This window comes from Pseudomonas sp. LBUM1660 (genome assembly GCF_059695935.1).
In genome coordinates this window covers 5585578-5610181 of the sequence record NZ_CP166795.1, presented here as the reverse complement: position 1 = coordinate 5610181, position 24604 = coordinate 5585578, and the positions used below count along the sequence as shown (strand labels likewise).

The following is a 24604-nucleotide window of genomic DNA, read 5'->3' as shown; positions in this document are numbered from 1 at the left end:
GGCGCGACACTAGCAGACATGGGGGTTATGGGCAAATGAGCGGGACCCCGTTAACTCTCTGGCACGACGAAGAGGCTAACTGATCAAACGAAGCAAAATATGGCGGAAGGGGGCTTCTCTCAGAAAATCTTTCGCAATCAATGGCTGTTCCTTCAGGAGACTGACAAAGGCGTTTATCCATTTTTCACGTTCACGAACAAGCGCAGCACTTTGAAGCCCAAGCATGTCTCTCGTTTGGCGAACCACATGCTTTTCCCTTTTGTTAAGAGTGGGCATAGGTTCGAGCGAGCCATCCGATGACAGCGAGAACCGGTCGTTACAGCCGGGTGCAGGTTCAATCGGAAGGACCCGGTCTCCTTTTCGCTTGGACTGGCCCCTGCTAAACCGGACACCAATACCCCGTTAAATTGATGCCGCTGCCAAACGCCTAAACTCCCGCGGTGAACGGTATTTTAGAGCGCTGTGCGGATGCTCCTCGTTGTAATGCTCAAAGGCAACCGTCAGGTTGCGCAAGGCGGTTTCCCGGTCAGGTTTGGGCATGTGCGCGACGTAGTCGCGCTTCATCGTTTTAACGAAGCTCTCGGCCATGCCGTTGCTCTGCGGGCTGCGCACCGGTGTCGTCACCGGCTGTAAACCGATCTGTCGGGCAAACTGGCGTGTCTGTTCAGCGATGTAGGCCGAGCCGTTATCGCTCAGCCATTGCACCGGGGTGGCAGGCGGTTCTTCACCGAAGCGTGTTTCCACCGCTTCCAGCATCAGATCGCGGATATCGTCGCCGCTGTACCCCGTCGGGCTGGCCACCCAGCCGATGGCTTCGCGGTCGCAGCAGTCCAGGGCGAAGGTCACGCTCAGCTTGTCGCCGTCTTCACAGCGAAACTCAAACCCGTCAGAGCACCAGCGGGTATCGCTGGTGGCCACTGCGATGCGGCCTTCATGGCGGCGCGCCACTCCGGGCTGTTTAATTCGACGCTCCAGCAGTAACTGATGATCGCGCATCACGCGATAGACCCGTTTGACGTTGATTGGCGCCTGACTTTGTTGTTCGCGCCGACGACGGAGCAAACCCCACACACGGCGGTAGCCATAGCTGGGCAACTCACTGACTTCAGACTGAATCTCTTTGACCAAAGCGGCATCGTCCATTCTTGGACGACGCCTTGCGGGCCGTGCAGCTGGCTTGAGTCGAACCGTTAATTGCGAGCGCGCTACACCGAGACTTTCACTGATCAGCTTCACAGGTCGTCCCCCGGCAACAAGGGTGAGTGCGCAATCCATTTTCGCGACCGAGCAATCTCCACGGCTTCCTGAAGGATCTCGACTTGCATGGTTTTCTTGCCCAGCATCCGTTGTAACTCACGGATCTGTTTGAGTGCGTCGGCCAATTCAGAAGCCGGCACTACGGTCTCTCCGGCACTGACCGCCGAGAGGCTGCCATTCTGATAAAGCTTGCGCCATTGGAAGAGTTGGTTGGCATTCACGCCATGGCGCCGGGCCACGACCGAAACACTTTGTCCTGGTTGCAGACTCTCGCGAACCATCGCCAGCTTTTGCTCTGGGCTCCAACGGCGACGACGCTCCTGGCCCAGCAGCTCCCCACCCTTATCACTACTATTAGTCATATACATAACCGTTTGCCTATCTCTTATCTTAAGGGGGAAACGGTGTCCTGTCTTTCATGGGGCTCGTCCATCGCTGTCCACACCCATCTGATCGGATACACCCGTGCGCATAGTTGGTGTAGGTGAACGTCAAATGAGGGTGCCCATCGTTGCCGCGCTTAGGTTTGATATGGTCAATTTGTCCTGAATCGGGCTCGAGTGGCGTTTCACAATAAACGCAAAGCCCGCCTTGATCGTAATGGAGGCTCGCCTTCACGATCTTTTTCACTAAGTGAAAGGCATTTCCATCGAAGTCGCCTGGCCCCGCATGTGGATGGGCCGCGTTGAAATCCACAAGCGCTTGCGGTGTTACAGGGTTATGAGCCAACTCAATCACTACGCGCCTTCCTAACTTGCGCTGCAAGGAACGTCCAGAGCGTCATATCAGCTTCGGAAATTTCATAACCTGCGTCGTCCAACTCCTTTTTCAACTGTTTCGCTTGGGGACTGGTGCCTGCGCCGTCCCGGAACAATTGTTCATATTCGTGAGCTGTTTCAACTATGTCCATAGGAGGGCGGGTGCTCACATTCATGACCCCAGCCAGTGCGTCTCCCGATTCCTGTGCCAAAGGGCTCATTGCCGGTTGTTCAGAAATCCAGCCTTGCTCATCCTTGTGAATCACGCGGATCTGTTCGCGGTTCACGGTAGTCAATACCTGTGGACTATGTGTGCTGACGATGAACTGGATCTTTGGGAATGCTTTGCGTAAGGCTGCGAGCACTTGTTGCTGCCAAGCGGGGTGAAGGTGCAGGTCGACTTCATCTATCAGAACAATGCCTTCAGTCAGCAGCGGGGCTTTATCCTGAAATTGACCATTCAAACGCGCACAACGAAATGCCATGTCGGCGGTCAGCGAGATCATCGCGCGAACGCCATCACTGAGCAGACTGATAGGTAACAGCCCGTGATCAGGGTGAGACATCGCGAGATCTTCATAGCCAAGGCTGTAATGGAAGTTGCTCCACCCTTCATTCTCCAGAACCAGATTTACGGCATTTTGAATTCCGGCGATTCTGGGTTTCAGGTCTGACTGTTCATAACCCGGTAGCTCTTGTTGTTGGAGCAGTGCCATTGTCGCCTTGCGCATCCACTGCTGCATTTGCACAAAGTTGGATGCAGAGGATAAGCAGTCTTCGTAACCCATGGTTCTGCTGGCACTCACCACCGCTTTTCGTGAACTGTTGTTATGGGTGATCCAGAGCCGTCCTGCAGGGTAGTAGCTAATTAGCGGCAAGGCAGTCGCTACTTCGGAACGCAGTAGCTCTTGTAGATTCTTACCCCAGTTGGCCAGAGGAGCCGCTTCTTTGGTTGTCGTACGGCTTTTGGGGCCATGCAGGGCTCTCTGCCACTGGATGCTTGGAGTATCAAGAGCCGCATCAATGACGACCGGAAACCTTTGCTCATTTTCAAAACTGTTGCCCAAGCGAACATAACGAGCGTCGGTACGCTCGATATGCTTGGACTTTCCCATATCGAATGCGCCCACAAAGGGGCCGAGAGCGGTGGCAATGGCTTCCAGAATGGTAGTTTTGCCTTGCCCGTTACGTGCGGCAATTACCGTCAGTTCAGGATGGAAGTCGATTTCAATGTCTTCAAATCGACGGAAATCCTTGAGTTTCAGTTTGCGCAGCTTCACAGGCTTACCTCTGGTTCTACCGTCCTTGCCGACGGTTTTTCTGGCCGTAGTTGACCATGAGATGACATTGAGCTCCAGTCAAAATCTTTGTTTGAAGCTGGAGGGCTGCTCATCATTGAATTGGGTCTGAATGATCAATTTGATAACGCGTACTGCGCCCACCTCCGGGCAAGCGTTTCAGGCAACCCTTCTCCAGCAACTCAGCCAGATGACGAGTTGCAGTGGCCTTGGATACTTTTGCAACCGCTTGATACTGTGTCGCGCTGATCCTGTCTTCTCCATCGAGCAGGCGATTCAGTACCTTGATCTGTACGGCCGACAGCGATGACATTCTGTGCGTCTGCCAGAAACGCGCCTTGCCCAGCACGCTTTCGATCCGCCCCATGGCCTGTTGCAAGCTGCGCAGCAGGGTTTGCAGAAACCATTCCAGCCACTCGGTGATATCCAGTGTGGCTTTCTGGCAGGTTTCGAGCACTCGATAATAGCCGGACCGATCTTCGAGAATGCTCGCGGACATGGCATAGAAGCGGATGGCTTGGTCTTCACCCTGAGCCAATGCCAGATCGGAGATCGTTCGCGTCAGGCGACCGTTGCCATCGTCGAAAGGGTGCAGAGTGACAAACCAGAAGTGCGCGATGCCGGCCCGCAGCAATGGATCGAGTCCCGCCTGATTTCGACTGGCGGTAAACCAGGTGAGGAAAGTGTCGAGCTGTCGCTCAAGGCCCTGACGGGGCGGGGCTTCGAAGTGAGCGGTTGGTCTGTCGAGCCGGCCGGACACCACTTGCATCGGATCATCGCCGCGTAACGCGCCGACACGGATCGGCCGGGCGGCGAGATCGGTCTCTTGCTCGGGAAACAGCCATTCGTGCCAATCGAGTAATCGCTCCAGCGTCAGCGGTTCAGCGAAATGCTGAGTGGCGTCGAGCATCAATTGCGCCAGCCCTTCACTGCGCTGGCTGACATTGTTGCCATCGACCAGCTCCAGGCCCAGACGCCGCGCCAACGAAGAGCGAACCGAGCCAACATTCAATTGCTCACCCTCAATGGCGGAGGAGGTCACGATGTTCTGCAACAGTGCATCCAATTCGCTCTGAGCGCTCAGCGAACTGCCCACTGAGCTGGCCATGCCCATCAATCGACCTTGTGCTTGGACACACTCGCGCAAAAACGGCCCCAACCGCTCTGCTTGCCAGTTGAAATTCGGCCAATCGGGCTGCTGCCAGATCCAGTGAGGTGCCATGAACTCGGTGCTCTTGGAGTGGGTGAGCCGAATAGAAATGTTATTCGGCTCATATGGTGAGCCGAATATGACGCCTGTTCGGCTCACCGTCCACCTGCCAGCGTGAATCCCACCGCAAAAATAGATGTATCCGATTGTTAAAAAACCGCCGAATGGCTAATCTTCGCGCCTTCTACGGCCCGATAGTCATGGGTCTTTCTGACGAAACGCAGTTTTTTGGATCTGTAATGCGCCGAGGATCGGGTGCAAGGTTTCGTTATGCATGGCAGGAGGCGTCACATGCGTTGTGTTCTTACGTTGCTGTTCACGCTCGTCTGCGCGACTTCGGCCTGGGCCGAGCCGACGGCCGAGGTGTCGGAACCGGTGGGTGGCTGGCGTTATTCCGGCCTGCTGGACCGCAGTGAAAACCCTCAAGTCGCCTATCCGACGCCGCCCATCGACCGGGGCGTGCAGCGCAATCGCACGATGATCCAAGGCCAGCTCAAGGCCATCGGCACTCAACGCGGGCCGCACACCCTGGCCGTCAACGGCAACCCCCTGAACCTGTACACCGACGACCAAGGGCGTTTCGCCCGGCCGTATGCGTTTGGCGCCGGTTCCAACAGCGTCGAAGTGCGCAGTGCTGAAGGCAAATCCCTCAAGCGCGTTCAATTCTATGAGGCCAATAACCTGCGCACCCCGTCTCGGATTCGCGTGGTGCTGGGTTGGGACGATCCGAAAGCCGAACTCGATCTGCATATCGTGACCCCCGACGGCCAGCATGCGTTCTGGGCTCGCCCGGCGATGAGCAACGGCGGCGGGCTGGACCCGGACGGCGTCGATGGCCCCGGCCCGGAAATGTTCACCATGACCGCGCCGATGCATGGCACCTATCTGGTTTACGTGAACTATTGGGGCAACTTCGGCAGCGGCGGCTATAACTTCGAGGAGACCAGCAACCAGAACGAGGTGATCACCTCGCAGATCAACCTGGTGCTCAACGAAAACACCGTCGACGAAAAACGCGAGACCTTCATCGTGCCCCTGCGGGCCATCGGTGACCTGCTGCTGGTCAAGACTTTCAACTATTAAGCATCCCGCTCCACGGATGAATTGCTGAGCTTTGGGAACATGAGCGTGAACATGAGCGATAACACTGTTTCTCCTGCCGCTGAGACACCGGCCGCCAAACCTTCACGCCGCTGGCCGGCTGTGCTGATCGGGCTGTGCCTCGTTGCCGGTGTTGCGGCCGGGTTGGGCTGGTTCATGCACAAACCCAAGACGCCACCAGCGGAGTTGGCCAGCGACAAACTGGGCATGAGCCGCCCGGACGGTCTGCTCGAAACCCACTCCTTGAGCCAATTGCCCAAGGACTTGCTGGCGGTGCCGTTCCTCAAGGAAACCCTGACCGAAGATTTCGTCTTCTATTACGAAGCGCATGCGGATCGACTTGGCTTGATCGGCAGTCTGAGGCGGATCATTTACGAGCATGACCTGAAGTTGCAGGACAGTTTGATCGAGCAGCTCTTCGATCAACCAGCCGATGTGGCGTTGTGGCGTGGGGCGGACGGTCGGCTGAAAGACTTTTTGTTGGTGATGGATCGCGGTGGTCTGGCCAAGGTGCTGGAGCCACTGGCGAAAGTAGCGCTGGATGATTCGCAGCTGACGCAACTCGGTGACATCAAGGTCGCCGGCGATACGGTGCCGCTGTATCAGCTCACTTACAACAACAGCAAAGCGCTGCTGTTTGCCTCTCATGGCGACAAGTTGGTGGTGCTGTCCAATCCTTCGAAACTGTACGACAACAGTAATGGCCCGATCGATGAGCTCGGCATGGTTTCGACTCAATCGCTGGAAGCACTGCTCGGCGGCCAGAAGCTGTTCCCCGAAGCCTTCGGCCTGCCACCCCGTGCGCCTGAAGTGAAACAACGTCTGTCGGTCAATTCCAGCGTTCTGGCGATGGGTTATCAGCGTTTCATCCCGAACTTTGCCGGCCTGCGCTTCGACATGGACGATAAGGGCTGGCACAGCTTCCTCGCCATGGACGAACTGGACGACCAGCCGGACTTCGATTTCAAACCGATCTGGCAAGCCATGCCGATGGGCGCCAGCGCCTGTGTCGCCTTGCCGCTCGCCGCCGAACAACAAAAACCGCTGCTGGTGAAACTCGGTGCCGAAGAGTCGGTGGCCCAGGCCCTGACCGAACACATGGCCGGTGCCGCCGGGCTGTGCTGGTACGCCGATTCGCGATTGTACACGCCGTTGCTGGTGGCCAGCCTGAACGATGATGACAGCGCCAAGCTCGACGGCGACCTGGGCAGCCTGTTCGGCTCGATGGTTGGCGCCTATGAAGGCAACGTCGAAGAACACGCGTTCCCGGTGGTCGAGAAACAGGAAGGCCAAAGCCATCAGTGGCAGCGCCAGGTCAGTTCCAACTTCGGTCCCTACAAAGCCAAGGACGCCGAGAACCCGGATGCAATCACCGGCAAGGCGTTCATGAAAGTCAGCCTGGCGCGTCACGGTTCGACGCTGCTGTTCTCCCTCGACGACAAACTCGTGGACAAGGCCCTCGGCACCCTCGACAAACGCTTCCCGCCGATGGCCGACGTGGTGCCGAAAGACCTGCTGATGCCGGTCTACTTCGGCCCGGACTCCATGGCGCAACTGATGCAACAGGAAACCCTCGACAGCCTGCCGCAGGACATGGAGCCGGTGTTCTACAACGCCGCGCAGACCTACCTGATCCCGAAACTGCGCAAGCTCGGTGGTTATGGCAAGTATGCCCTGACCTTGCCCGAAGGCAGCGAGCCGGACGGCCATTGGCAGTGGCTGCCGCTGGAATGGAAAGCCCTGTGACCGCACTTATCCGAGGCCTCGGTCTGCTGGCGATGTTGCTGGGCAGCCGCGCATTTGCCGGTGAAGCCGCAGCGCTGGATCCGCAGCAATCCCAGGTGTTCCGCGCCTGGTTCGTGCGCATCGCCCAGGAACAACTGACCCAAGGCCCGAGCCCACGCTGGTATCAGCAGGACTGCGCCGGGCTGGTGCGGTTCGCCGCCAACGAAGCGCTGAAAGTCCATGACGACAAATGGCTGCGCAGCAATGGCCTGTCCAACCGCTACCTGCCGCCGGAACTGCAATTGAGCGAGGCCCAACGCGGTCTCGCCCAGCAATGGCAGCAGGGCGGCGGCAAGGTCGGGCCCTACGTCAACGCGATCAAGTTGATTCAGTTCAACAGCCATCTGATCGGTCGCGACCTGGCGCAAGCCCGGCCCGGCGACCTGATGTTTTTCGATCAGGGCGACGACCAGCACCTGATGATCTGGATGGGCCGCTTCATTGCCTATCACACCGGCACCACCACCCCCACTGACAACGGCATGCGCTCCGCAAGCCTGCAGCAACTCATGACATGGAAGGACACCCGATGGATACCCGACGCAGCCAACCCCAACTTCATCGGCGTCTATCGACTGAACTTTCTCTCCCAATGATCGGTGCCCGCATGTTGCGTTTCCTGCCTCTGCTGTTGGTTTTGGTGCTGCCGTTTTCGGCGGTCAACGCCGAAGACACGGTCGAGCCGAGCGGCTACACGCCGGTGGCCGGTGAAAGCTTTTTCCTGCTGGCCGACAGCAGTTTCGCCAGCGACGAGCAGGCGATGGTTCGCCTCGAAGCGCCGGGCCGCGATTACCGTCGGTTCCGCATGGAGCCTTACGGCGGCGCCGACATTCGGGTGTATCGCATCGACAAGCCGCTGGATTTCCTCAAGCGCCAGAAGAACCTGCACCGGGTGGTCAGCGACGGTCAGTTCAAGGGCGAAGGCCTGTCGAACACCCTCGCGTACCTGTGGGACAACTGGTACCGCAAATCCCGTCGCGTGATGCAACGGGCGTTTTCCTACGAATCGCGTAAACAAGTCACCGAGGAAGTGCCGGAACTGAAGATGGGCAGCGCGATTGCCGCGCCAACGCCTTACGACGCTCATCCGCAATTCGCGCTGATTCCGGGTTTGCCGGTGGTCAGTCAGTTCCGTTATCCGCTGTGGCAAGCCAAACCGATCCAGCCGCCTACCGGTGTGAACCTGGCCGGTTCGTCCAGCGAGTTCGTCAGCGTTGCACCGGGTAACGTGTACATCCCGTTGGGCAACCTCAAACCCGGTCTTTATCTGGTGGAAGCGCTGATCGGCAAGTACCGTGCGACCACCATGGTCTTCGTTTCCAACACCGTCGCCGTGAGCAAGATTGCCGGTGATGAATTGGTGGTCTGGGCTGCGCGCAAGCACGAGGGCAGTTCGGTGCCGAAGGTCAATGTGTTGTGGACCGATGGCCTGGGCGTGATGAGCAGCGGCGCCACCGATACCGATGGTTTGCTGCGCCTGAAACACGTCAGCCCCGAGCGTTCGTTTGTGATTGGCGAGGACGAAGAGGGCGGGGTGTTTGTCTCCGAGAACTTCTATTACGACAGCGAAATCTACGACACCAAACTCTATGCCTTCACCGACCGGCCGCTGTATCGGCCGGGGGATTGGGTGTCGCTGAAAATCGTCGGTCGCGAGTTCAAGAACGCCCGGGATTCGGTGTTGCCGACCGCTGCCGACGTCAACGTGACCGTGCTCGATGCCACCGGCACCGCGCTGCAATCGCTGGCGCTGAAGCTGGATTCCAAGGCCGGCACCCAAGGCCGATTCCAGTTGCCGGACAACGCCGTGGCCGGTGGTTATGAACTGCGTTTGAGCTACAAGGATCAGGCCTACAGCAGCGCCTTCCGCGTTGCCGAATACATCAAGCCGCACTTCGAGATTTCCCTGAACCTGGCCAAGCAGGATTACCGCACCGGCGAACCGGTCAAGGGCAGCCTCGTGCTGCTTTACCCGGACGGCAAACCGGTGGCCGATGCCAAACTGACCCTGAGCCTGCGCGCCCAGCAATTGTCGATGGTCGACAACGAGCTGCAATACCTCGGGCAATTCCCGGTTGAACTGACCAGCACCGAACTGACCACCGACAGCAAAGGCAACGCGACCCTCGACCTGCCGGCCGCCGACAAACCGAGCCGCTACATGCTCACCGTGTTCGCCAGCGACGGCGCGGCGTATCGGGTCAAGACCACCAAGGAAATCCTCATCGACCGTGGCGCCGCGAGTTTCCGCTTGAGCGCTCCGCAGCGGTTCAGTGCAGTGGGCGACAAGGTTGCGTTCAGCTATTTGAATGAAGGTGGCAGCGAGCAGACCAAAGCAGTCACGCCGGGCAGTTACGGTTGGGTGCGTCTGGAGGATCAGAGCACCGGCGAAGGCAAACTCGCTGCGACGGATAAAGGCTTCACCTTGGCCTTCGACCGTCCGGGCACCTACAACCTGACGTTGAAGGATGACCATGGCCGAGTCGTCGGCGCCACCGGCCATTCGGTGACCGGCGACGGTGTCAAAGCCGTGCCTGGCACCGTGGAAATCGTCCTCGACAAACCCGAGTACAAGGCGGGCGACGAAGCCTTGGCGTTGATCACTTTCCCCGAGCCGGTCAGCGATGCGCTGCTGTCCCTGGAGCGGGACAAAGTTGAGGCCACGGCGTTGCTGTCCAAGGGCGGTGACTGGCTGAAGATGGAAAAACTCAGCGACACCCAATACCGCGCGCGCATCCCGGTGAAGGACACCTTCGCGCCGAACCTGACGTTCTCGGTGCTGTACACCAAGGGCGGTTTATACAGTTTCCAGAACGCTGGCATCAAGGTGATTGCGCCGCAGATCGACGTGGCCATCGTTACGGACAAAGAGGCGTATCAGCCGGGCGATACCGTGTCGGTGGACCTGACCACCCAGTTCGCCGGCAAGCCGATTCCGGCACACCTGACGGTCAGCGTGGTCGATGAAATGGTCTACGCGCTGCAACCGGAAGTCGCGCCGACCATCGACCAGTTCTTCTACCACCCGCGCCGCAACAACGTGCGCACCAGCGCCAGTCTGTCGTTCATCAGCTACGACGTTGCGTTGCCGGGTAGCCCCGGTGCACCGGGCAAAGCCAACCGCAGCGAGCGGGGCGTGAAAGTGTTGGAGCGGCCGCGCCGTGAAGACGTCGATACCGCCGCGTGGGAACCGGAATTGATCACCGACGCCAACGGCAAAATCCGCTTCACCTTCAAGATGCCGGATTCGCTGACCCGCTGGCGCATCACAGCCCGGGCCATTGCCGATGACGGCCAGGTCGGGCAGAAGAAGCAATTCCTGCGCTCGGAGAAACCGCTGTACCTGAAATGGAGCGGTCCGACCCAATTCCGCAATGGCGACAAACCGGATCTCGGTGTGTTCGCGTTCAGCCAGGCCGAAAAACCGGTCAAGGCCGAGCTGGTGATTCATTACGGTGGCACGGAACAACGCGTTCCAGTAACGCTGAACAATGGCATCAACTACATCGCGCTGCCGGCGTTTGCGTTGACCTCCGGCGAGTGGACTGCCGAACTGGTGCAGGACGGCAAAACCGCCGACGCCCTGGCCGTGCGCCTGACCGCGACCGGCGAAGGCTGGCAGGTCACGCAAAGCCAAAGCCTGGACGTGGCCAGTGGTGACATGCCGCTGACCTTGCCGGCGGACGCGACGGATATTCGCCTGCGTCTGGATGACAGTCCGCAAGCGCTGTTCCGTTCGGCGCTGGATGATTTGCTGAGCTATCCATACGGCGGCGTCGAACAAACCGCGAGCCGTTTGCTGCCGTTGAGCATTGCGTATCCAACCTTGTCGTCGAACCCGCAGATCCGCGATCGCTTGCGCCTGATCATGCAAAACAGCCGTCTGCGCCTGGTGCAAATGGCCGGGCCGTCGGCGAGTTTCACTTGGTGGGGCATGGACGGCGAGCCGGATGCATTCCTCACTGCCTACGCCTATTACGCCGACTGGCATGCCAGCAAAGCACTGGAACTGAGCCTGCCGCCGGAGCATTGGCAGCGGGTGCTGGAGGTGTATTCCAAGCAGGCGCAAAACACGCCGCTGTTGCAGCGGGCGCTGATTCTGTCGTTCGCCAAGCAGATGCAATTGCCGGTCAACACCTTGCTCAGTGGCTTGATGGATGACCTGGCGAAAGCGGGCGAGGGCAATGCGGCGAACCTGATGGAGGATGGAGAAGACAGCATCGTCATGAGCGATCCAGATTCCGCGCTGGGTCTGGCGGCTGCTCGTGTGTTGACTGCCTCTTTGGCGAAGCAATCGAAGGTGACGCTGCCTGACGCATTCAATCGTCAACTGCCGGATGCGCAACAGCGTCTGGCCGTAAGTTCCCAACCGTTTGCCGAAGCCTTGAACCTGTCGCTGCAACCCTTCGATCAGGCTCACGCGCAAGCGTTGTTGCAACGTTTGCTGCCACAGCAATCGACCCTGGAACGCGCTCTGGCGCTGACCTGGTTGCAACGCAGCATCGAGCAGGCATCGCCCACTATCGCACTGGCCCCAGGTGAAGGCTGGAAAAAACAACACGGTGACACCGGTGAAATGTACTGGACGTGGCAGGGTGCTTCGGCGGTGCCGGCCGTGTTGTCGCTGACCGGGACGCAAGAACGTCCGTTGCGCGCCGCGTTGAGCTTCCAGACCCGGCAGCCATTGGTTGATCCGATGGCGGTGACCATCACCCGTCGCCTGTCGCGTCTGGTGCCGGGTGACGAAGCCTTCACCTTCAAGCTGGAAGCGATAGGCAGCAAGCCGTTGTCCAGCGACAGCCTGTACCTGGACGAAGTGATCATCACCAGCAAAGCCGCGAAACCGCTGCGCTACGGCATGCTCGAAGTGCCGCTGCCGCCGGGCGCCGATGTCGAACGCACCACGTGGGGCATCAAGTTGATGGGCAAGGCCGGTACTGAGCCGACCGCGCTGGAGAAAGCGCGTTTCGAACCGGGCCAGATGGCTTACGCGATTCCGGTCGATGCCTTGAGCGGCGAACTGCGCCTGCGGCACTTGGTGCGCTTCTCGCAGAAAGGCCAGTTCAACCTGCCGCCGGTGCGTTTCACTCAGGTCTACGCGCCGCAGCACCAGGCTCAGGAACAGAAACCCGCCCTCGGCCAAGTCACGGTCAACTGACATGCCACGAGCGCTGGTCTGGTGGCTGCTGTGTTTGATTCCTGCGCTGGCGACAGCGCAGGAGGAGCCGCTGCGCCTGGGTTTCAAGGGCGAGTTGATTTCGTTGAGCCAGACACAGGTGATTTCACGCGAGCCATTGCCCAGTGATTTGCAGGCGCCGTTGGGCAGTTTGTGGAAGTTGTTTGTGTACGGCTGGTTGGTGGATACCGGCGCCCGCGAGCCGGCTTACGAGTGTCGCGGGCAGTCGAAAGAGGAAGTTTATTGCTGCACGGCGGGCGGCAAGATCGAACGCGATCAGGCGTTGGTGAAGTCGTGCGGGTTGTATTTCGAACCTGCGCGGCTGGGTATTTCTGAGGCTGGCTGGCGGGAGTATTGGCAGGTACGGCAGGCGCCGGAATGGTTGCAGAACTTGCCTTCGATGCAGCCTTCTACGCGAGTGTCGGTGGCGCAATTGCTGAAAGTGCTGGCCGTGATGCCGGCGCAGGATCAGGCGCGCCGGGTGTTGCTCGATGTGGTGTTGAGCGCCGCTGACGGCAATGTCGTGGGCGAACTCGGTGGCCGGTTGCGGGTGAAAACCTGGAGCTGGTTGGGCGATCAGGATCCTGCGTCGCGTCAGGGCGGGTTTGCGGGTTGGATGGCGGACGGCACGCCGATCTGGGCGGGCGGGCGCGGGACCAGTCAGATGGTGCTTCGTCATTACGGTGTTGCGTTGGCTTCGGTGTTGCCGGTGGATTGGCCCGTGGACGCGGGACGATGTGTCGAGGTCGGTCTGTTTTCCCGTTATCCGATCGGGCGTGTTCTTGCGGGGGATCGGGTTGTTTCTTCCGGGCCTCTGCAGGGCGACTATCGCGTCGAGTTCGCCAATGGCAATCAGCTGGATATCCACAGCGATGGCGAACTGTTTTTGCTTAAGGACAAACTGATCGCCCGTCTGGACCGCGAAGAATACGTCGCCCGTGTCCTCCAGCGCGAAGCCAAACCCGAACCCGCTGAAGCCGCCAAAGCCCTGGCCGTCGCCATCCGCACTTATCTGCTGCAAAACGCCACCCGCAATGGCGACTGCCTGAGCATCGACGACAGCAGCAACCGTCAACGCGTCGCCCCACGCCCAGCCACCGCTGAATCACGCTACATCGCCGCCTGGACCAGCGACCTCGTCATGGCCGGCAGCACCGTCACCTACCACTCCGACCAACCCGGCCCGGACAAACTCTCCTGGCAGCAAGCCGTCGAACAAGCCAACGCCGGCCAGCGCTACGACGCCATCCTGGTGCACGCCTACCCACGCGCCAGCCTCAGCCGCTGGGACAATCCCGTCGCCTCCTGCGAAGCACTGCCCGCCGCGCAAGACTGGCTACAAAAGCAACGCCGCGGCTGGCGTTTGCGGTTGGAAAGCGAGGTCGGCTACAACGACGTCAGCACCTTCGCCGTCTGCCGCCTGGTCTTCGGCCGCCCCTACGTCGACCGCGAACGTCAACGCATCTACGTGCGCGGCGTGCTGTCACTGCAAGACCGCCTCGACCTGACCCACGAATACCTGCACCTGGCCTTCGAAGCACATCCCAACGGCCAGGATGAAACCTACATCGAAGGGCTCGCCCGCCACCTCTTGCTGGAATAGGCCATGAAACTCCGTTATCCACAGGTCCTCCTGTTCCTTTGTTCTTTTTGTGTATTGCCGACGGTGTTTGCGGCTGAGAGCGGCGTGAAACTCGATACGCCCGTTGGCGGTTGGCGCACCGGCGCGGCTGAGGGGGAAGGTGAAAACTTTCGCCAGACGGTTAATTACCCGGCCTCTTCGGTGAATACCCCGGTGGGACAGGCCAACACTGCACGGATTACCGGCCAGATCAAAGCTGCGCCCAAGTCAGGTCAGCCCGGCAGGTTGATCGTCAACGGCGTCAGCATGCCGCTGAAAATTGATGCGGCCGGGCGCTTTGATCGACCGTTCTCGTTTCCCAATGGCAGCAACAGCGTTGAAGTTCGTAGTGCTGATGGACAGCAACGGTCTCGGACGCAGTTTCTTAATGCCAGTGGTGGGGCTACGCCGGCCAAGTTGCGGGTGCTGTTGGCCTGGGACAGCGATGGTACGGATCTGGACCTGCACCTCATCACGCCCGACGGTGCGCATATTTGGTATGGCGACCGTGTTGCACCGAATGGAGCGGCGCTGGATGTGGATGTGACGACGGGATACGGCCCGGAGATTTTTGCCATGCCGGCGCCGATCAAGGGGCAGTATTTGGTGTATGTGAATTATTTTGGCGGTGGGTATCGCAGTGATGAGGAAGGGCAGGAGGAGGCGGTTCAGGCGCTGACCACGGCGCAGGTGACGGTGATTACGGAGGAGGGGACGCCGAACGAGAAGATGGAGACTTTTCTGGTGCCGATGCGGGCGGTGGGGGAGTTGACGTTGGTAAAGGGGTTTAGTTATCCGTGATGGCCAATTGTCTGATGGCTGTTGGACAATTGAATTGGGCAGCGGCTTGCTGCCCAATATCGGAAGCTCAGATGTTTTCCGAGACATTGCCTGAGCAGTCGAGATCATCCGGGCTTACCTTTACTCGCTGAGGCGATACAAGCCGCTCTGTAACCACCGCTACCAGCGCCTCATCCGCTTCGATGAGTGTCTTGTATTCAAGCGTTGAGCGTCGTCGAGATTCTCTATCGGCAGGAGTCTTGGACACGGTCATGAAGAGGCGCCTCTGATAATGGCCTTTTGGACATTAGAAATGATGATGATTTGTGGTTGGTTTTCAATCAATTTATCTATAAGAAACATAATGTTTGATTGATTTTTTAAGGATCTGAAATCCCATGCCGGCCACCATTCTCTTGCCGTTCGAGACCGGTTTTTAACAGATTTTTAGCGGTCTACAAGCCCAGACTTTACGTTTTTGATCCAGTACACTTGCCCCATCTCTAGCCTGCCAGCGGTGCAGGCGACCGAATAGTTGCTCAAGATTTTTCGAGAAAAAATGACCCTGATTACATTAAACGACCTTGAAGCCCACCTATGGAGCGACGTGCAGAAGGTGCTGCTGGTCAAGGAAGGATTTTAGCTATGAGCACGGATGGTGCCGACAGCAACACTTCACAGTTCATCATCTACCAGAGCGAAGACGGGCAAACCCGGCTGGATGTGCGCTTTGTCGACGAGTCTGTATGGCTGACCCAAGCCCTAAGGCGGAACTGTTCAGCACCACGCCAGAGAACGTGCTGATGCACCTGAAGAACATCTTCAGCGAGGCTGAGCTTGATCAAAATGCAACCACTAAGGATTTCTTAGTAGTTCGCCAAGAAGGCACACGCCAGGTAAAACGCAGCCTCAAACACTACAATCTGGACGCCATCATCTCGGTGGGGTATCGCGTACAGTGTAGTGGTCTAATGAAACCGGACACCCATATAGGCGAGAATGCTCGCCAGATCGAGGTGTCAGATGACCAAACAACGCCGTTCCTTTTCCGCTGAGTTCAAGCGCGAGGCTGCCGACCTCGTGCTCAAGCAAAACTACAGCTACATCGAAGCCAGCCGTTCACTCGGCGTCGGCGAGTCGGCCCTGCGCCGTTGGGTTGACCAGGTTCAGAAGGAACGCCAAGGCGTTACTCCGCAGAGCAAAGCGCTGACATCAGAGCAGCAGAAAATCCAGGAGCTGGAAGCCCGGATCGCCCGCCTTGAACGGGAGAAATCGATACTAAAAAAGGCTACCGCGCTCTTGATGTCGGAAGATCACGAGCGTACGCGCTGATCAATCAGCTGAGCGTCCACGAGCCGGTTGATTGGCTGTGCCAAGTGTTTGAAATCAACCGCTCAAGTTACTACGCCCACCGCCTCAAGCGTCGAACGCCTGATGTCGAACGGCTTCGGCTACGCAGCCGGGTGAGCGAGTTGTTTTCGCAAAGTCGCAGTGCTGCCGGCAGCCGTAGCATTCTCTCGTTGATGCGTGACGATGGTGAGCAACTCGGTCGGTTCAAAGTACGCAGCTTGATGCGTGAGCTTGACCTCGTGAGCAAACAGCCAGGGTCTCATGCTTATAAACGGGCGACGGTTGAGCGGTTGGATATCCCGAACATCTTGAATCGGGAGTTCGATGTCCCGGCACCCAACCAAGTGTGGTGCGGCGACATCACCTACATTTGGGCTCAGGGGAAATGGCATTATCTGGCTGTCGTGATGGATCTTTGCGCGCGCCGGGTGGTGGGCTGGGCGTTGTCGGAAAAGCCGGACGCCGAGCTGGTTATCAAGGCGCTGGATATGGCCTACGAACAACGAGGAAGGCCTCAGGGCCTGCTGTTTCACTCGGATCAAGGGTCGCAGTACGCGAGTCGTTTATTTCGCCAGAGGCTGTGGCGTTATCGCATGCGCCAGAGCATGAGTCGCCGGGGAAATTGCTGGGACAATGCGCCGATGGAGCGCGTGTTCCGCAGTTTGAAAACCGAATGGATACCGACTCTGGGTTACAGAACGGCCCAAGAAGCCCAGCGCGATATCAGCCATTTCTTGATGCATCGGTACAACTGGATTCGACCCCATCAATTCAACGGTGGGCTGGCGCCAGCTCGGGCCGAAGAAAAACTTAACGTCGTGTCCGGGATTAGTTGACCACTACACAGAGCCATACGGCAACCCGCTTCCGCCAATGGGCCACCCGGCAGCTGCGCGAATACATCGTCAAAGGCTTCGTGCTTGATGATGAGCGTCTGAAAAACCCCGACCAGCCCTTCGATTACTTCGAAGAGCTGACGCGGCGCATTCAGGATATTCGCACCAGCGAAAAGCGCTTCTACCAGAAGATCACCGATATCTACGCCACCAGCGTGGACTACGACCCAACCCAGGATGCCAGCATCGGCTTCTTCAAAACCGTGCAAAACAAAGTGCACTGGGCAATTACCGGGCAAACCGCTGCCGAGCTTACTCACCACCGCGCTGACAGCAGCAAACCCCATATGGACCTGACCAACTGGCGCGGTGCTAAGGTGCGCAAGCAGGATATCGCCAACGCCAAGAACTACCTCTCGGCAGAAGAACTCAGCGCCTTGAACAACCTGGTCGAGCAATACCTGGTGTTTGCCGAGGGTCAGGCCATGCGCCGCATCCCCATGTCCATGGCTGACTGGGTGAAAAAGCTAGATGGCTTCCTTACTTTGAACGACCGCGACATTCTCGACAATGCCGGCAAGATCTCCCACGACATGGCCAAGCAATACGCCGAGTCGCAGTACGAGCAGTTTCACCAGCAGCGCCAGCATGCAGATGCCATCGATGCAGACAAACACCTTGCCAACTTGAGCCAGATTGCTCATCAGTTATCAGGCAATACGTGTAAGAAAGATTAAGTACCGGTCAAGCTAACACCAGAAACTTGGTGTGGGTCAGATATGGCGCTTTGCATCAAGCCCGCATTCTGCTTGTCTTTCAGGCATTAAAAAGCCGGCTTGTGGCCGGCTTCTCGGGGACTGGCTTGGTTCATTTTTGGTAAACCGCGCCAGCCTTCAAAACGTACACCCGGATCTTGCGTCCGGCTGTGGGACTCGGCGAGAAAGTCATCTGCCTTGTCGGTGCGATCAGCGCCGCGGGGCGGGGTGATGCGCAAATGTGGGGCGCAGCATACTGATTTTTTGGGGGGATTCCCAGTGTGGTGTGCGTCTTAGGGCTATCGGAGGCTTGGGATCAAGTAACCCATCCGGATTTGAGGGTGACTGTTCCATTGCTTTCGCGGGCGAGCCCGCTCCCACAGGGATTGTGTGATGCCTGTGGGAGTGGGCTCGCCTGTAAAAATGCCCGGGAGCTACAAAAACGGCACCGCCGGCCGCCGTTTGTTCAGCGTCGACCACCAGAACACCCATCCCAATACCCTGATGTTCTGCTTATCAATCTGCTCGGCATTGAAGATCTCATCCGGGTGTTCTGCCTTGTTGTAGCTGCGCAACCTCAGGGCGTTGCCCGGCATACGGTGCAGGTATTTGATTCGCAGCATCCCGTCATGCTCGATCGCATAGATTTCCCCATCAATCACTTTGGTCAGTCCGCGGTCGATGGCGAGTGTCGAGCCGTCCTCAATCCGCTCGCCCATGCCGTTGCCGATCATGTGGACGCAGAAGACATCCGTGTATCTGATTTCCAGGGAGTCGAGGTGGCTTTTGGGCAGGCGGATGAATTGGCCGGGGTCTTCGACGACGTGGGTTTTGCAGGACCCCGGGGTGACGGGTATTTCCTTGTAGAGAGGCAGTTCCACATCGGTGGGCTCGACCACCGTGTAGATGCCGCGAATGGCCTGGGCGTCGAAGGTGTTGCCAGACTCATCGAGCAGGCGCAGGTGTTTGGAGTCTTGTGGGCCTTCGCCGGTCTTGAGCCAGTCGCTGTTTACCGACAGTAGTCTGGAGACCTCTTCCATACGGTAGGCGGGCACACCGCGGGTGTACCAGTTGTGGATATTTTGCGGCTCCGTGTCGAAGAAAGCGGCAAATCCTGTCGTCGTTATTTTCGCTTTTTCGAGGAGCGCTTTAAACCGTGGGCCGCTAGTGTTCTTTTTCATAAACACGAGTCTACGGGCGCTGGGGCGGGCTTTGAATAAACGAACCGTTCAAATTTCGAGGGAAATTTACGACCGGATGTAAGACGTATTTGGAACAAATTAAACAAGAAAAAACGTAGCGCTCTGAAACTAAACGCCCTGTTTAAAAGGCACTTAATAGGCGCCCACAAAAAACCCCGGATCAACCGGGGTTTTTTTCAAGTCGTCACAGGCACGAGGCCCATGGCGTCTTAGCCTTTGTAGGCAGCAACCGACTTCATGATCTCGGTGCGAGCGGCTTCTGCGTCGCCCCAACCTTCGATCTTCACCCATTTGCCTTTTTCGAGGTCTTTGTAGTTCTCGAAGAAGTGCTTGATCTGTTCCAGCAGCAGCGGAGGCAGATCGGTGTATTCCTTCACGTCGACGTACAGCTGGGACAGCTTGTCGTGTGGGACTGCGATGACTTTGGCATCGCCGCCGCCGTCGTCGGTCATGTGCAGGATGCCGACCGGACGGGCGCGGATGACCGAACCTGGAGTAACCGGGTAAGGGGTCACGACCAGTACGTCGAGGGGGTCACCGTCGTCGGCCAGGGTGTTCGGAATGAAACCGTAGTTGGCCGGGTAGAACATCGGGGTGGCCATGAAACGGTCAACGAACAGGCAATCGCTGTCTTTGTCGATTTCGTACTTGATCGGCGCGTGGTTGGCCGGAATCTCGATCGCGACGTAGATGTCGTTCGGCAGGTCTTTGCCAGCCGGAATCTTGCTGTAGCTCATTGGGCGTTGCCCCCGTTAGTTGACCAAAAACACTTGGCCGGATTGACCAAAAAGTGGCGGCGATTATAGGCATATTCCGCCGTTGATGCTACGTACCAAGGGTCGTAGAGACCTTAGTCGTGTGCCTGATAGACCGGGTCATTGGCCAGAAGTTGCCGCAGCCGGGCCAACGGATCCTGGCGGTAAAACAGCCTCAGCTGCTCATAGACCTGAGGATACGCCTCGTGCAGCAAATCCGGGGCGCTGAAGAAGTATTCGCTGGTGACGGCGAAGAACTCGGCGGGATTTTCTGCTGCATACGGATCGATGGCTGTTTCGGCGTCTGGATTGCGGTCAAGGTGCCGATTGAGGTCGTCGTAGGCGTGCTGCATGACCTTGGCCCACTCGCTGACGCGCATGTCGGGGTGCAGCGGCGGCAAGCCGTTGGCATCGCCGTTGAGCATGTCGAGTTTGTGCGCGAGTTCGTGAATCACCAGGTTGTAGCCTTCCCAGCCGCCGCTGGCCATCACGCCGGGCCAGGCAAGGATGATCGGGCCTTGCTGCCAGGCTTCGCCGCTGTGTTCGCCGTCCCACTCGTGTTCGACGCCACTGGCATCGCGATGCCGTTGGGGGCTGAGGAAGTCGTCGGGGTAGAGGACGATTTCGTGAAAACCCTGATACCAGTTCAGATCGCCCAGGTTCAGCAGTGGCAATTGTGCCTGGGCGGCGAGCAGCAGGCGTTGCTCCTGGTGGAGTTCGACGCCGGGCAGGGCGGTCAAGTGTTTATCTTCCAGGAACAGCACGCAGGCTTCGCGCAGCCACTGATCTTCCGCGGCGCTGAGGCCATCGAGAAAACTCAAGTGATGGCGCACCCGTTGCCACAGGTCGTCGGCAATCGGGTGTCTGGCCAGGATGCGCCGGCGACGCCAGGCGCTCAGGGACCACATCGCGAGTCAGCGCGATGGGGTTTTAGGCGCGGCGTTGCCGAAGCGGCTGCGGACTACGCCGATGATCATCGGTACCAGCGACAGCAGGATGATGGCCACCACCAGCAGCGAAAGGTTTTTCTTGATGAACGGCACGTTGCCGAAGAAGTAACCCAAGGTCACCAGACCGCCGACCCACAGAATGGTGCCGAGGACACTGAAGGCAAAGAAGCGTGGGTAAGGCATTTTGGCAACGCCGGCGACGAACGGTGCAAAGGTGCGGATGATCGGCAGGAAGCGCGCCAGGGTCACGGTTTTGCCACCGTGTTTGTCATAGAAGTCGTGGGTCTGTTGTAGATAGTCGCGGCGGAAGATTTTCGAGTTCGGGTTGCTGAACAAGCGTTCGCCCGCTGTTCGGCCGATGACGTAGTTGGTGCTGTCACCGAGGATCGCCGCCAGCATCAGCAAGCCGCCCAGCAACACCGGGTCCATGCCGCCGCCGGCCGCAACGGCGCCCGCGATGAACAGCAGGGAGTCGCCCGGCAGGAAGGGCATCACCACCAGACCGGTTTCGCAGAAGATCACCAGAAACAGGATGGCGTAGATCCATGGCCCGTAGTTGTTCACCAGCAAGTCGAGGTAAACATCGAGATGCAGGATAAGGTCGATCGGGTTGAAATCCATGAGGGCACCTGTGGTGACGGCCAGACTCAGCAGGCCTGTGCGGATGACTTCGCGAAAGCCTACAGACGAGTGTAGTTTTTCTTACAAGCCGAAAAGGTCGGCATTATACGGCCTGAGTGGTGAAACGCGCGTCGAGATTGTAGCGGGGGATGTCGATGGGGCGACAGGAAGTCGCGTGACAATAAATAACCCTTTCTGCGAGAAGGGAACGTGCCCACTTCTCACAGAAATTGGCCTGGCTGCAAGGATCAGAGCTCGTCGCTGATCGGCAGCACGTAGTTCTTGAACTCGGTGTCTTCCTTGAACCCGATGGATTCGTAGGTTTTCTGCGCCACTTCGTTATTGCTGCTGGTGGAAACGCGCATGCGCACGGCATTGGTTTCCTTGGCCATTTTCTTCGCGGTACGGATGAGGTTGTCGGCCACCAGCTGGCGGCGGGCGTCTTCGGCGACATAGATGTCGTTGAGGATCCACACGCGCTTGAGCGAAAGGGATGAGAAGCTCGGATATAACTGACAGAACCCCATCAGTTTGTCGTCGCCATCGGCCAGCGCCAGGTAAATCACCGATTCCTTGCGCCGCAGACGTTTTTCAAGGAACGCCCGAGAGGAGTCTGGATAGGCCAGTGAGCCATAAAACTCGCGATATTTGACGAACAACGGGGTCAGCAGGTCCAGGTGTTCGAGGGTCGCTTGAATAATCCGCATCGATAGGTCTCATCTTCAAGTGGCTGTCTTCACGTGCTCTGACGGCGAACGGTTCTTCACTCGGGCAGCCGTGCATCGATCCTGCCTGAAACCGGAACAGAAACGCAATGCGGAAACGGTTCAGGTATTCGGCGGGCTCAGTAGGAAATTACCTTTCATGTCTGCACCTGTGTCCGACTCCAGCGTCTGAACCTGGGCTTCATCCTTCAGATTGACCCCCGACAGTTGCCGCCGGCAAGCCTCACGCATCAGGTACAGCAAACGGTGTGCCGCCATTCCGTAGCTCAAGCCCTCGAGCCGGACATTGGAGATGCAATTGCGGTAGGCGTCGGTCAGCCCGACCTTAGGACTGTAGGTGAAATATAACCCCAGGCTGTCCGGCGAACTGAGGCCAGGGCGTTCACCGATCAGGATCACCACCATTTTCGCGCCGAGCAGTTCGCCAATCTCGTCGGCCACTGCGACCCGGCCTTGCTCCACCAGCACCACCGGTGAAACGGACCAGCCTTCAGCCACAATCTGCTCTTGCATCCGCGCCAGAAACGGCAAGGTATGGCGATGAACGGCCAGCGCCGACAAGCCATCGGCAACTACGATCACCAGGTCCACACCCCCAGGTTTTGCCTGTGCGTACCCGCGCAGGATCTGCGCCGACTCATCACTCAACTTTCGCCCCAGATCGGGCCGCTGCAAGTAACTGTCCCGGTTCGTGGCGGCGCTGTGCAGCAGCAAACTCTCGCGCCCGGCCTCGGCCAGTTGTGAGCTGAGCCCTGCATGGTCGAATGGCAAGTGCACCGCGTCCCGGGCTTGTGCGTGGGCGTATTGGAAATCCAGTTGCGCACTCGTCGGCATGCTGGTGCCGGTTCGACCCAGGGCAATCCGCGCCGGGGTCAGGCGACGCAGTTGCAGCAACGGATTTTCTGGATCAACAGGTGGTTTATCCATTTCAACACTCATCCCAGTTGCGCCATCGCTTGGCGGAAGGCTGGCGGCAGGCTGTCGCCGAAGTGAATCTTGCCGTCCGTCTGGGTCAGGATGCCCATTCTCGCCAGCCATTGTTCGAACTCCGGCGCCGGTTTCAGGCCCAGCGTCTGGCGAGCGTAAAGGGCGTCGTGGAACGAGGTGGTCTGGTAGTTGAGCATGATGTCATCGGAGCCTGGGATGCCCATGATGAAATTGATCCCGGCCACGCCCAGTAGGGTCAGCAGGGTGTCCATGTCATCCTGATCGGCTTCGGCGTGGTTGGTGTAACAGATGTCGCAGCCCATCGGTACGCCCAATAGCTTGCCGCAGAAGTGATCTTCAAGGCCGGCGCGGATGATCTGTTTGCCGTTGTAGAGGTATTCCGGGCCGATGAATCCTACGACGGTGTTGACCAGGAACGGCTTGAAATGGCGCGCCACGGCGTAGGCGCGGGTTTCGCAGGTCTGTTGATCGATGCCGTGGTGGGCGTTGGCTGACAGGGCACTGCCTTGGCCGGTTTCGAAATACATCAGGTTCTGGCCCAGGGGGCCGCGATTCAGGCTCAGCCCGGCGTCGTAACCTTCCTGCAAGACATTCAGGTTGATGCCGAAACTCGCGTTGGCCGCTTCGGTGCCGGCGATCGACTGGAACACCAGGTCCAGCGGAACCCCGCGATTGATCGCCTCGATGGAGGTGGTGACGTGGGTCAGCACGCAGGCCTGGGTCGGGATTTCGTAGCGCTGGATGATCGCGTCGAGCATTTCCAGCATGGCGCAGATCGACGCGATGCTGTCTGTGGCCGGGTTGATGCCGATCATCGCGTCACCGTTGCCGTACAGCAGGCCGTCGAGAATGCTCGCCGCAATGCCGGCCGGTTCGTCGGTGGGGTGGTTGGGTTGCAGGCGCGTGGATAACCTCCCGCGCAAGCCCATCGTGCCGCGGAATTTCGTGACCACGCGGATTTTTTGCGCCACCAGCACCAGATCCTGCACGCGCATGATCTTCGACACGGCGGCGACCATCTCCGGGGTCAGGCCGGGCGCCAGGGCGCGCAGGCTCTGTTCTTCGGCCGCATCGCTGAGCAGCCAGTCGCGAAAACCGCCGACGGTGAGGTGGCTGACGGCCGTAAACGCGTGTTTGTCATGCGTGTCGATGATCAGCCGGGTGACCTCATCAGTCTCGTAAGGAATCAATACTTCCTGCAGGAAGTGAGTCAGGGGGATGTCAGCCAGGGCCATTTGCGCCGCTACGCGCTCGCCATCGTTGAGGGCGGCGACGCCGGCCAGGAAATCCCCGGAGCGCGCCGGGCTGGCTTTGGCCATGACGTCCTTGAGACTCGCGAAGCGGTAGGTCTGGGCGCCGACGGAGTGGGCAAATTGGGCCATGGGACGGTGTCCTCCTGATGTGTAGAAGTCTTGATACCCTGACATTCCCTTGTGGGAGCCAGCCTGCTGGCGATTGCAGTGTGTCATTCAAAAT

Annotated in this window: 20 protein-coding genes; 9 read left to right on the top strand and 11 right to left on the bottom strand. The window is 58.6% G+C overall.

From position 1 onward, the window contains the following. Positions 1-402: 402 nt before the first annotated feature. The 3 genes from ACA068_RS26030 to ACA068_RS26020 form a co-directional block, all read right to left on the bottom strand. Positions 403-1619 (bottom strand): IS3 family transposase gene (locus tag ACA068_RS26030; protein ID WP_497304932.1). Its coding sequence is split into 2 segments (ribosomal slippage): positions 403-1274 and positions 1274-1619, totalling 1218 coding nucleotides; the frame shifts between segments, so codons are not numbered across the junction. 368 nt (positions 1620-1987) lie between these two features. After that, positions 1988-3295, bottom strand: a complete 1308-nt coding sequence (locus tag ACA068_RS26025) for an AAA family ATPase (RefSeq protein WP_497305772.1) — start codon at positions 3293-3295, stop codon at positions 1988-1990. Between the two features lie 112 nt (positions 3296-3407). Continuing rightward, positions 3408-4535, bottom strand: coding sequence for a Fic family protein (locus ACA068_RS26020; RefSeq protein ID WP_497305770.1), 1128 nt, complete (start codon positions 4533-4535; stop codon positions 3408-3410). A gap of 279 nt (positions 4536-4814) precedes the next feature. On the opposite strand from ACA068_RS26020, the gene ACA068_RS26015 reads away from it, so the two are divergent. Genes ACA068_RS26015 through ACA068_RS25990 form a run of 6 tightly spaced genes read left to right on the top strand, consistent with a single transcriptional unit; the run spans position 4815 to position 15007 of the window. Further along, positions 4815-5606, top strand: coding sequence for a YfaP family protein (locus ACA068_RS26015; protein ID WP_497305769.1), 792 nt, complete (start codon positions 4815-4817; stop codon positions 5604-5606). A 51-nt stretch (positions 5607-5657) separates the two neighbouring features. Next, a complete protein-coding gene (locus ACA068_RS26010) occupies positions 5658-7370 on the top strand; it encodes a DUF2138 domain-containing protein (RefSeq protein ID WP_497305767.1) in 1713 nt (570 codons plus the stop codon). Continuing rightward, positions 7355-8005, top strand: coding sequence for a DUF1175 domain-containing protein (locus ACA068_RS26005; protein ID WP_497305765.1), 651 nt, complete (start codon positions 7355-7357; stop codon positions 8003-8005). Before ACA068_RS26010 ends, ACA068_RS26005 begins: the two co-directional genes overlap by 16 nt. Next, positions 8002-12567 (top strand): alpha-2-macroglobulin family protein, encoded by a 4566-nt coding sequence (locus ACA068_RS26000; RefSeq protein ID WP_497310669.1) that lies wholly within the window; start codon positions 8002-8004, stop codon positions 12565-12567. The genes ACA068_RS26005 and ACA068_RS26000 overlap by 4 nt, the downstream gene beginning before the upstream one ends. Position 12568: 1 nt before the next feature. Next, on the top strand, positions 12569-14188 hold the full coding sequence (locus ACA068_RS25995; protein ID WP_497305763.1) for a DUF2300 domain-containing protein: 1620 nt from the start codon (positions 12569-12571) through the stop codon (positions 14186-14188). Positions 14189-14191: 3 nt separating this feature from the next. Further along, a complete protein-coding gene (locus ACA068_RS25990) occupies positions 14192-15007 on the top strand; it encodes a YfaP family protein (RefSeq protein ID WP_497305761.1) in 816 nt (271 codons plus the stop codon). A 67-nt stretch (positions 15008-15074) separates the two neighbouring features. On the opposite strand, the gene ACA068_RS25985 is transcribed toward ACA068_RS25990, so the two are convergent. Beyond that, on the bottom strand, positions 15075-15260 hold the full coding sequence (locus ACA068_RS25985; protein ID WP_497305759.1) for a hypothetical protein: 186 nt from the start codon (positions 15258-15260) through the stop codon (positions 15075-15077). A 472-nt stretch (positions 15261-15732) separates the two neighbouring features. Here ACA068_RS25985 and rhuM (ACA068_RS25980) point away from each other — a divergent pair, with 472 nt between their 5' ends. The 3 genes from rhuM (ACA068_RS25980) (at position 15733) to rhuM (ACA068_RS25970) (ending at position 17909) form a co-directional block, all read left to right on the top strand. Next, positions 15733-16041: a RhuM family protein gene (rhuM, locus tag ACA068_RS25980; protein WP_497305757.1), complete on the top strand. Its 309-nt coding sequence runs from the start codon at positions 15733-15735 to the stop codon at positions 16039-16041. Further along, positions 16010-17172, top strand: a protein-coding gene (locus ACA068_RS25975) for an IS3 family transposase (protein ID WP_497302891.1) whose coding sequence is annotated in 2 segments (ribosomal slippage) — positions 16010-16265 and positions 16265-17172 — 1164 coding nt in all. Because the reading frame shifts where the segments join, the coding sequence is not laid out codon by codon here. The genes rhuM (ACA068_RS25980) and ACA068_RS25975 overlap by 32 nt, the downstream gene beginning before the upstream one ends. Next, on the top strand, positions 17169-17909 hold the full coding sequence (gene rhuM / locus ACA068_RS25970) for a RhuM family protein (RefSeq protein WP_497305755.1): 741 nt from the start codon (positions 17169-17171) through the stop codon (positions 17907-17909). The genes ACA068_RS25975 and rhuM (ACA068_RS25970) overlap by 4 nt, the downstream gene beginning before the upstream one ends. Before the next feature lie 452 nt (positions 17910-18361). Here the strand turns inward: rhuM (ACA068_RS25970) and ACA068_RS25965 are convergent, their stop codons facing one another. The 7 genes from ACA068_RS25965 to ACA068_RS25935 form a co-directional block, all read right to left on the bottom strand. Then, on the bottom strand, positions 18362-19108 hold the full coding sequence (locus ACA068_RS25965; RefSeq protein WP_497305754.1) for a S24 family peptidase: 747 nt from the start codon (positions 19106-19108) through the stop codon (positions 18362-18364). 230 nt (positions 19109-19338) lie between these two features. Next, entirely contained in the window at positions 19339-19866 is a 528-nt protein-coding gene (ppa, locus tag ACA068_RS25960) for an inorganic diphosphatase (RefSeq protein ID WP_282379152.1), read from the bottom strand. Between the two features lie 113 nt (positions 19867-19979). Continuing rightward, positions 19980-20792, bottom strand: a complete 813-nt coding sequence (locus ACA068_RS25955) for a M90 family metallopeptidase (RefSeq protein WP_497305752.1) — start codon at positions 20790-20792, stop codon at positions 19980-19982. 6 nt (positions 20793-20798) lie between these two features. Then, entirely contained in the window at positions 20799-21455 is a 657-nt protein-coding gene (locus ACA068_RS25950; protein WP_497305751.1) for a DedA family protein, read from the bottom strand. Between the two features lie 248 nt (positions 21456-21703). Continuing rightward, the gene (locus ACA068_RS25945) at positions 21704-22162 is read right to left on the bottom strand and encodes a GNAT family N-acetyltransferase (protein WP_109635166.1); all 459 of its coding nucleotides are present in this window, start codon (positions 22160-22162) and stop codon (positions 21704-21706) included. 120 nt (positions 22163-22282) lie between these two features. Next, positions 22283-23107, bottom strand: a complete 825-nt coding sequence (gene eutC, locus ACA068_RS25940) for an ethanolamine ammonia-lyase subunit EutC (protein ID WP_497305750.1) — start codon at positions 23105-23107, stop codon at positions 22283-22285. A gap of 8 nt (positions 23108-23115) precedes the next feature. Continuing rightward, positions 23116-24510, bottom strand: coding sequence for an ethanolamine ammonia-lyase subunit EutB (locus ACA068_RS25935; RefSeq protein ID WP_497305748.1), 1395 nt, complete (start codon positions 24508-24510; stop codon positions 23116-23118). Positions 24511-24604: the final 94 nt, after the last annotated feature.

What these genes read in the sequence shown, in the direction of transcription:
- ACA068_RS25990 (WP_497305761.1), top strand. Translation starts at nt 14,192, where the DNA reads ATGAAACTCCGTTATCCACAGGTCCTCCTGTTCCTTTGTTCTTTTTGT.
- eutC (WP_497305750.1), bottom strand. Translation starts at nt 23,107, where the DNA reads ATGGATAAACCACCTGTTGATCCAGAAAATCCGTTGCTGCAACTGCGT.
- ACA068_RS25995 (WP_497305763.1), top strand. Translation starts at nt 12,569, where the DNA reads ATGCCACGAGCGCTGGTCTGGTGGCTGCTGTGTTTGATTCCTGCGCTG.
- ACA068_RS26000 (WP_497310669.1), top strand. Translation starts at nt 8,002, where the DNA reads ATGATCGGTGCCCGCATGTTGCGTTTCCTGCCTCTGCTGTTGGTTTTG.
- ACA068_RS25955 (WP_497305752.1), bottom strand. Translation starts at nt 20,792, where the DNA reads ATGTGGTCCCTGAGCGCCTGGCGTCGCCGGCGCATCCTGGCCAGACAC.
- ACA068_RS25965 (WP_497305754.1), bottom strand. Translation starts at nt 19,108, where the DNA reads ATGAAAAAGAACACTAGCGGCCCACGGTTTAAAGCGCTCCTCGAAAAA.
- ACA068_RS26005 (WP_497305765.1), top strand. Translation starts at nt 7,355, where the DNA reads ATGGAAAGCCCTGTGACCGCACTTATCCGAGGCCTCGGTCTGCTGGCG.
- ACA068_RS25985 (WP_497305759.1), bottom strand. Translation starts at nt 15,260, where the DNA reads ATGACCGTGTCCAAGACTCCTGCCGATAGAGAATCTCGACGACGCTCA.
- ACA068_RS26015 (WP_497305769.1), top strand. Translation starts at nt 4,815, where the DNA reads ATGCGTTGTGTTCTTACGTTGCTGTTCACGCTCGTCTGCGCGACTTCG.
- ACA068_RS26020 (WP_497305770.1), bottom strand. Translation starts at nt 4,535, where the DNA reads ATGGCACCTCACTGGATCTGGCAGCAGCCCGATTGGCCGAATTTCAAC.
- ACA068_RS26010 (WP_497305767.1), top strand. Translation starts at nt 5,658, where the DNA reads ATGAGCGATAACACTGTTTCTCCTGCCGCTGAGACACCGGCCGCCAAA.
- ACA068_RS25950 (WP_497305751.1), bottom strand. Translation starts at nt 21,455, where the DNA reads ATGGATTTCAACCCGATCGACCTTATCCTGCATCTCGATGTTTACCTC.
- ACA068_RS25945 (WP_109635166.1), bottom strand. Translation starts at nt 22,162, where the DNA reads ATGCGGATTATTCAAGCGACCCTCGAACACCTGGACCTGCTGACCCCG.
- ppa (WP_282379152.1), bottom strand. Translation starts at nt 19,866, where the DNA reads ATGAGCTACAGCAAGATTCCGGCTGGCAAAGACCTGCCGAACGACATC.
- rhuM (WP_497305757.1), top strand. Translation starts at nt 15,733, where the DNA reads ATGGCTGACCCAAGCCCTAAGGCGGAACTGTTCAGCACCACGCCAGAG.
- ACA068_RS25935 (WP_497305748.1), bottom strand. Translation starts at nt 24,510, where the DNA reads ATGGCCCAATTTGCCCACTCCGTCGGCGCCCAGACCTACCGCTTCGCG.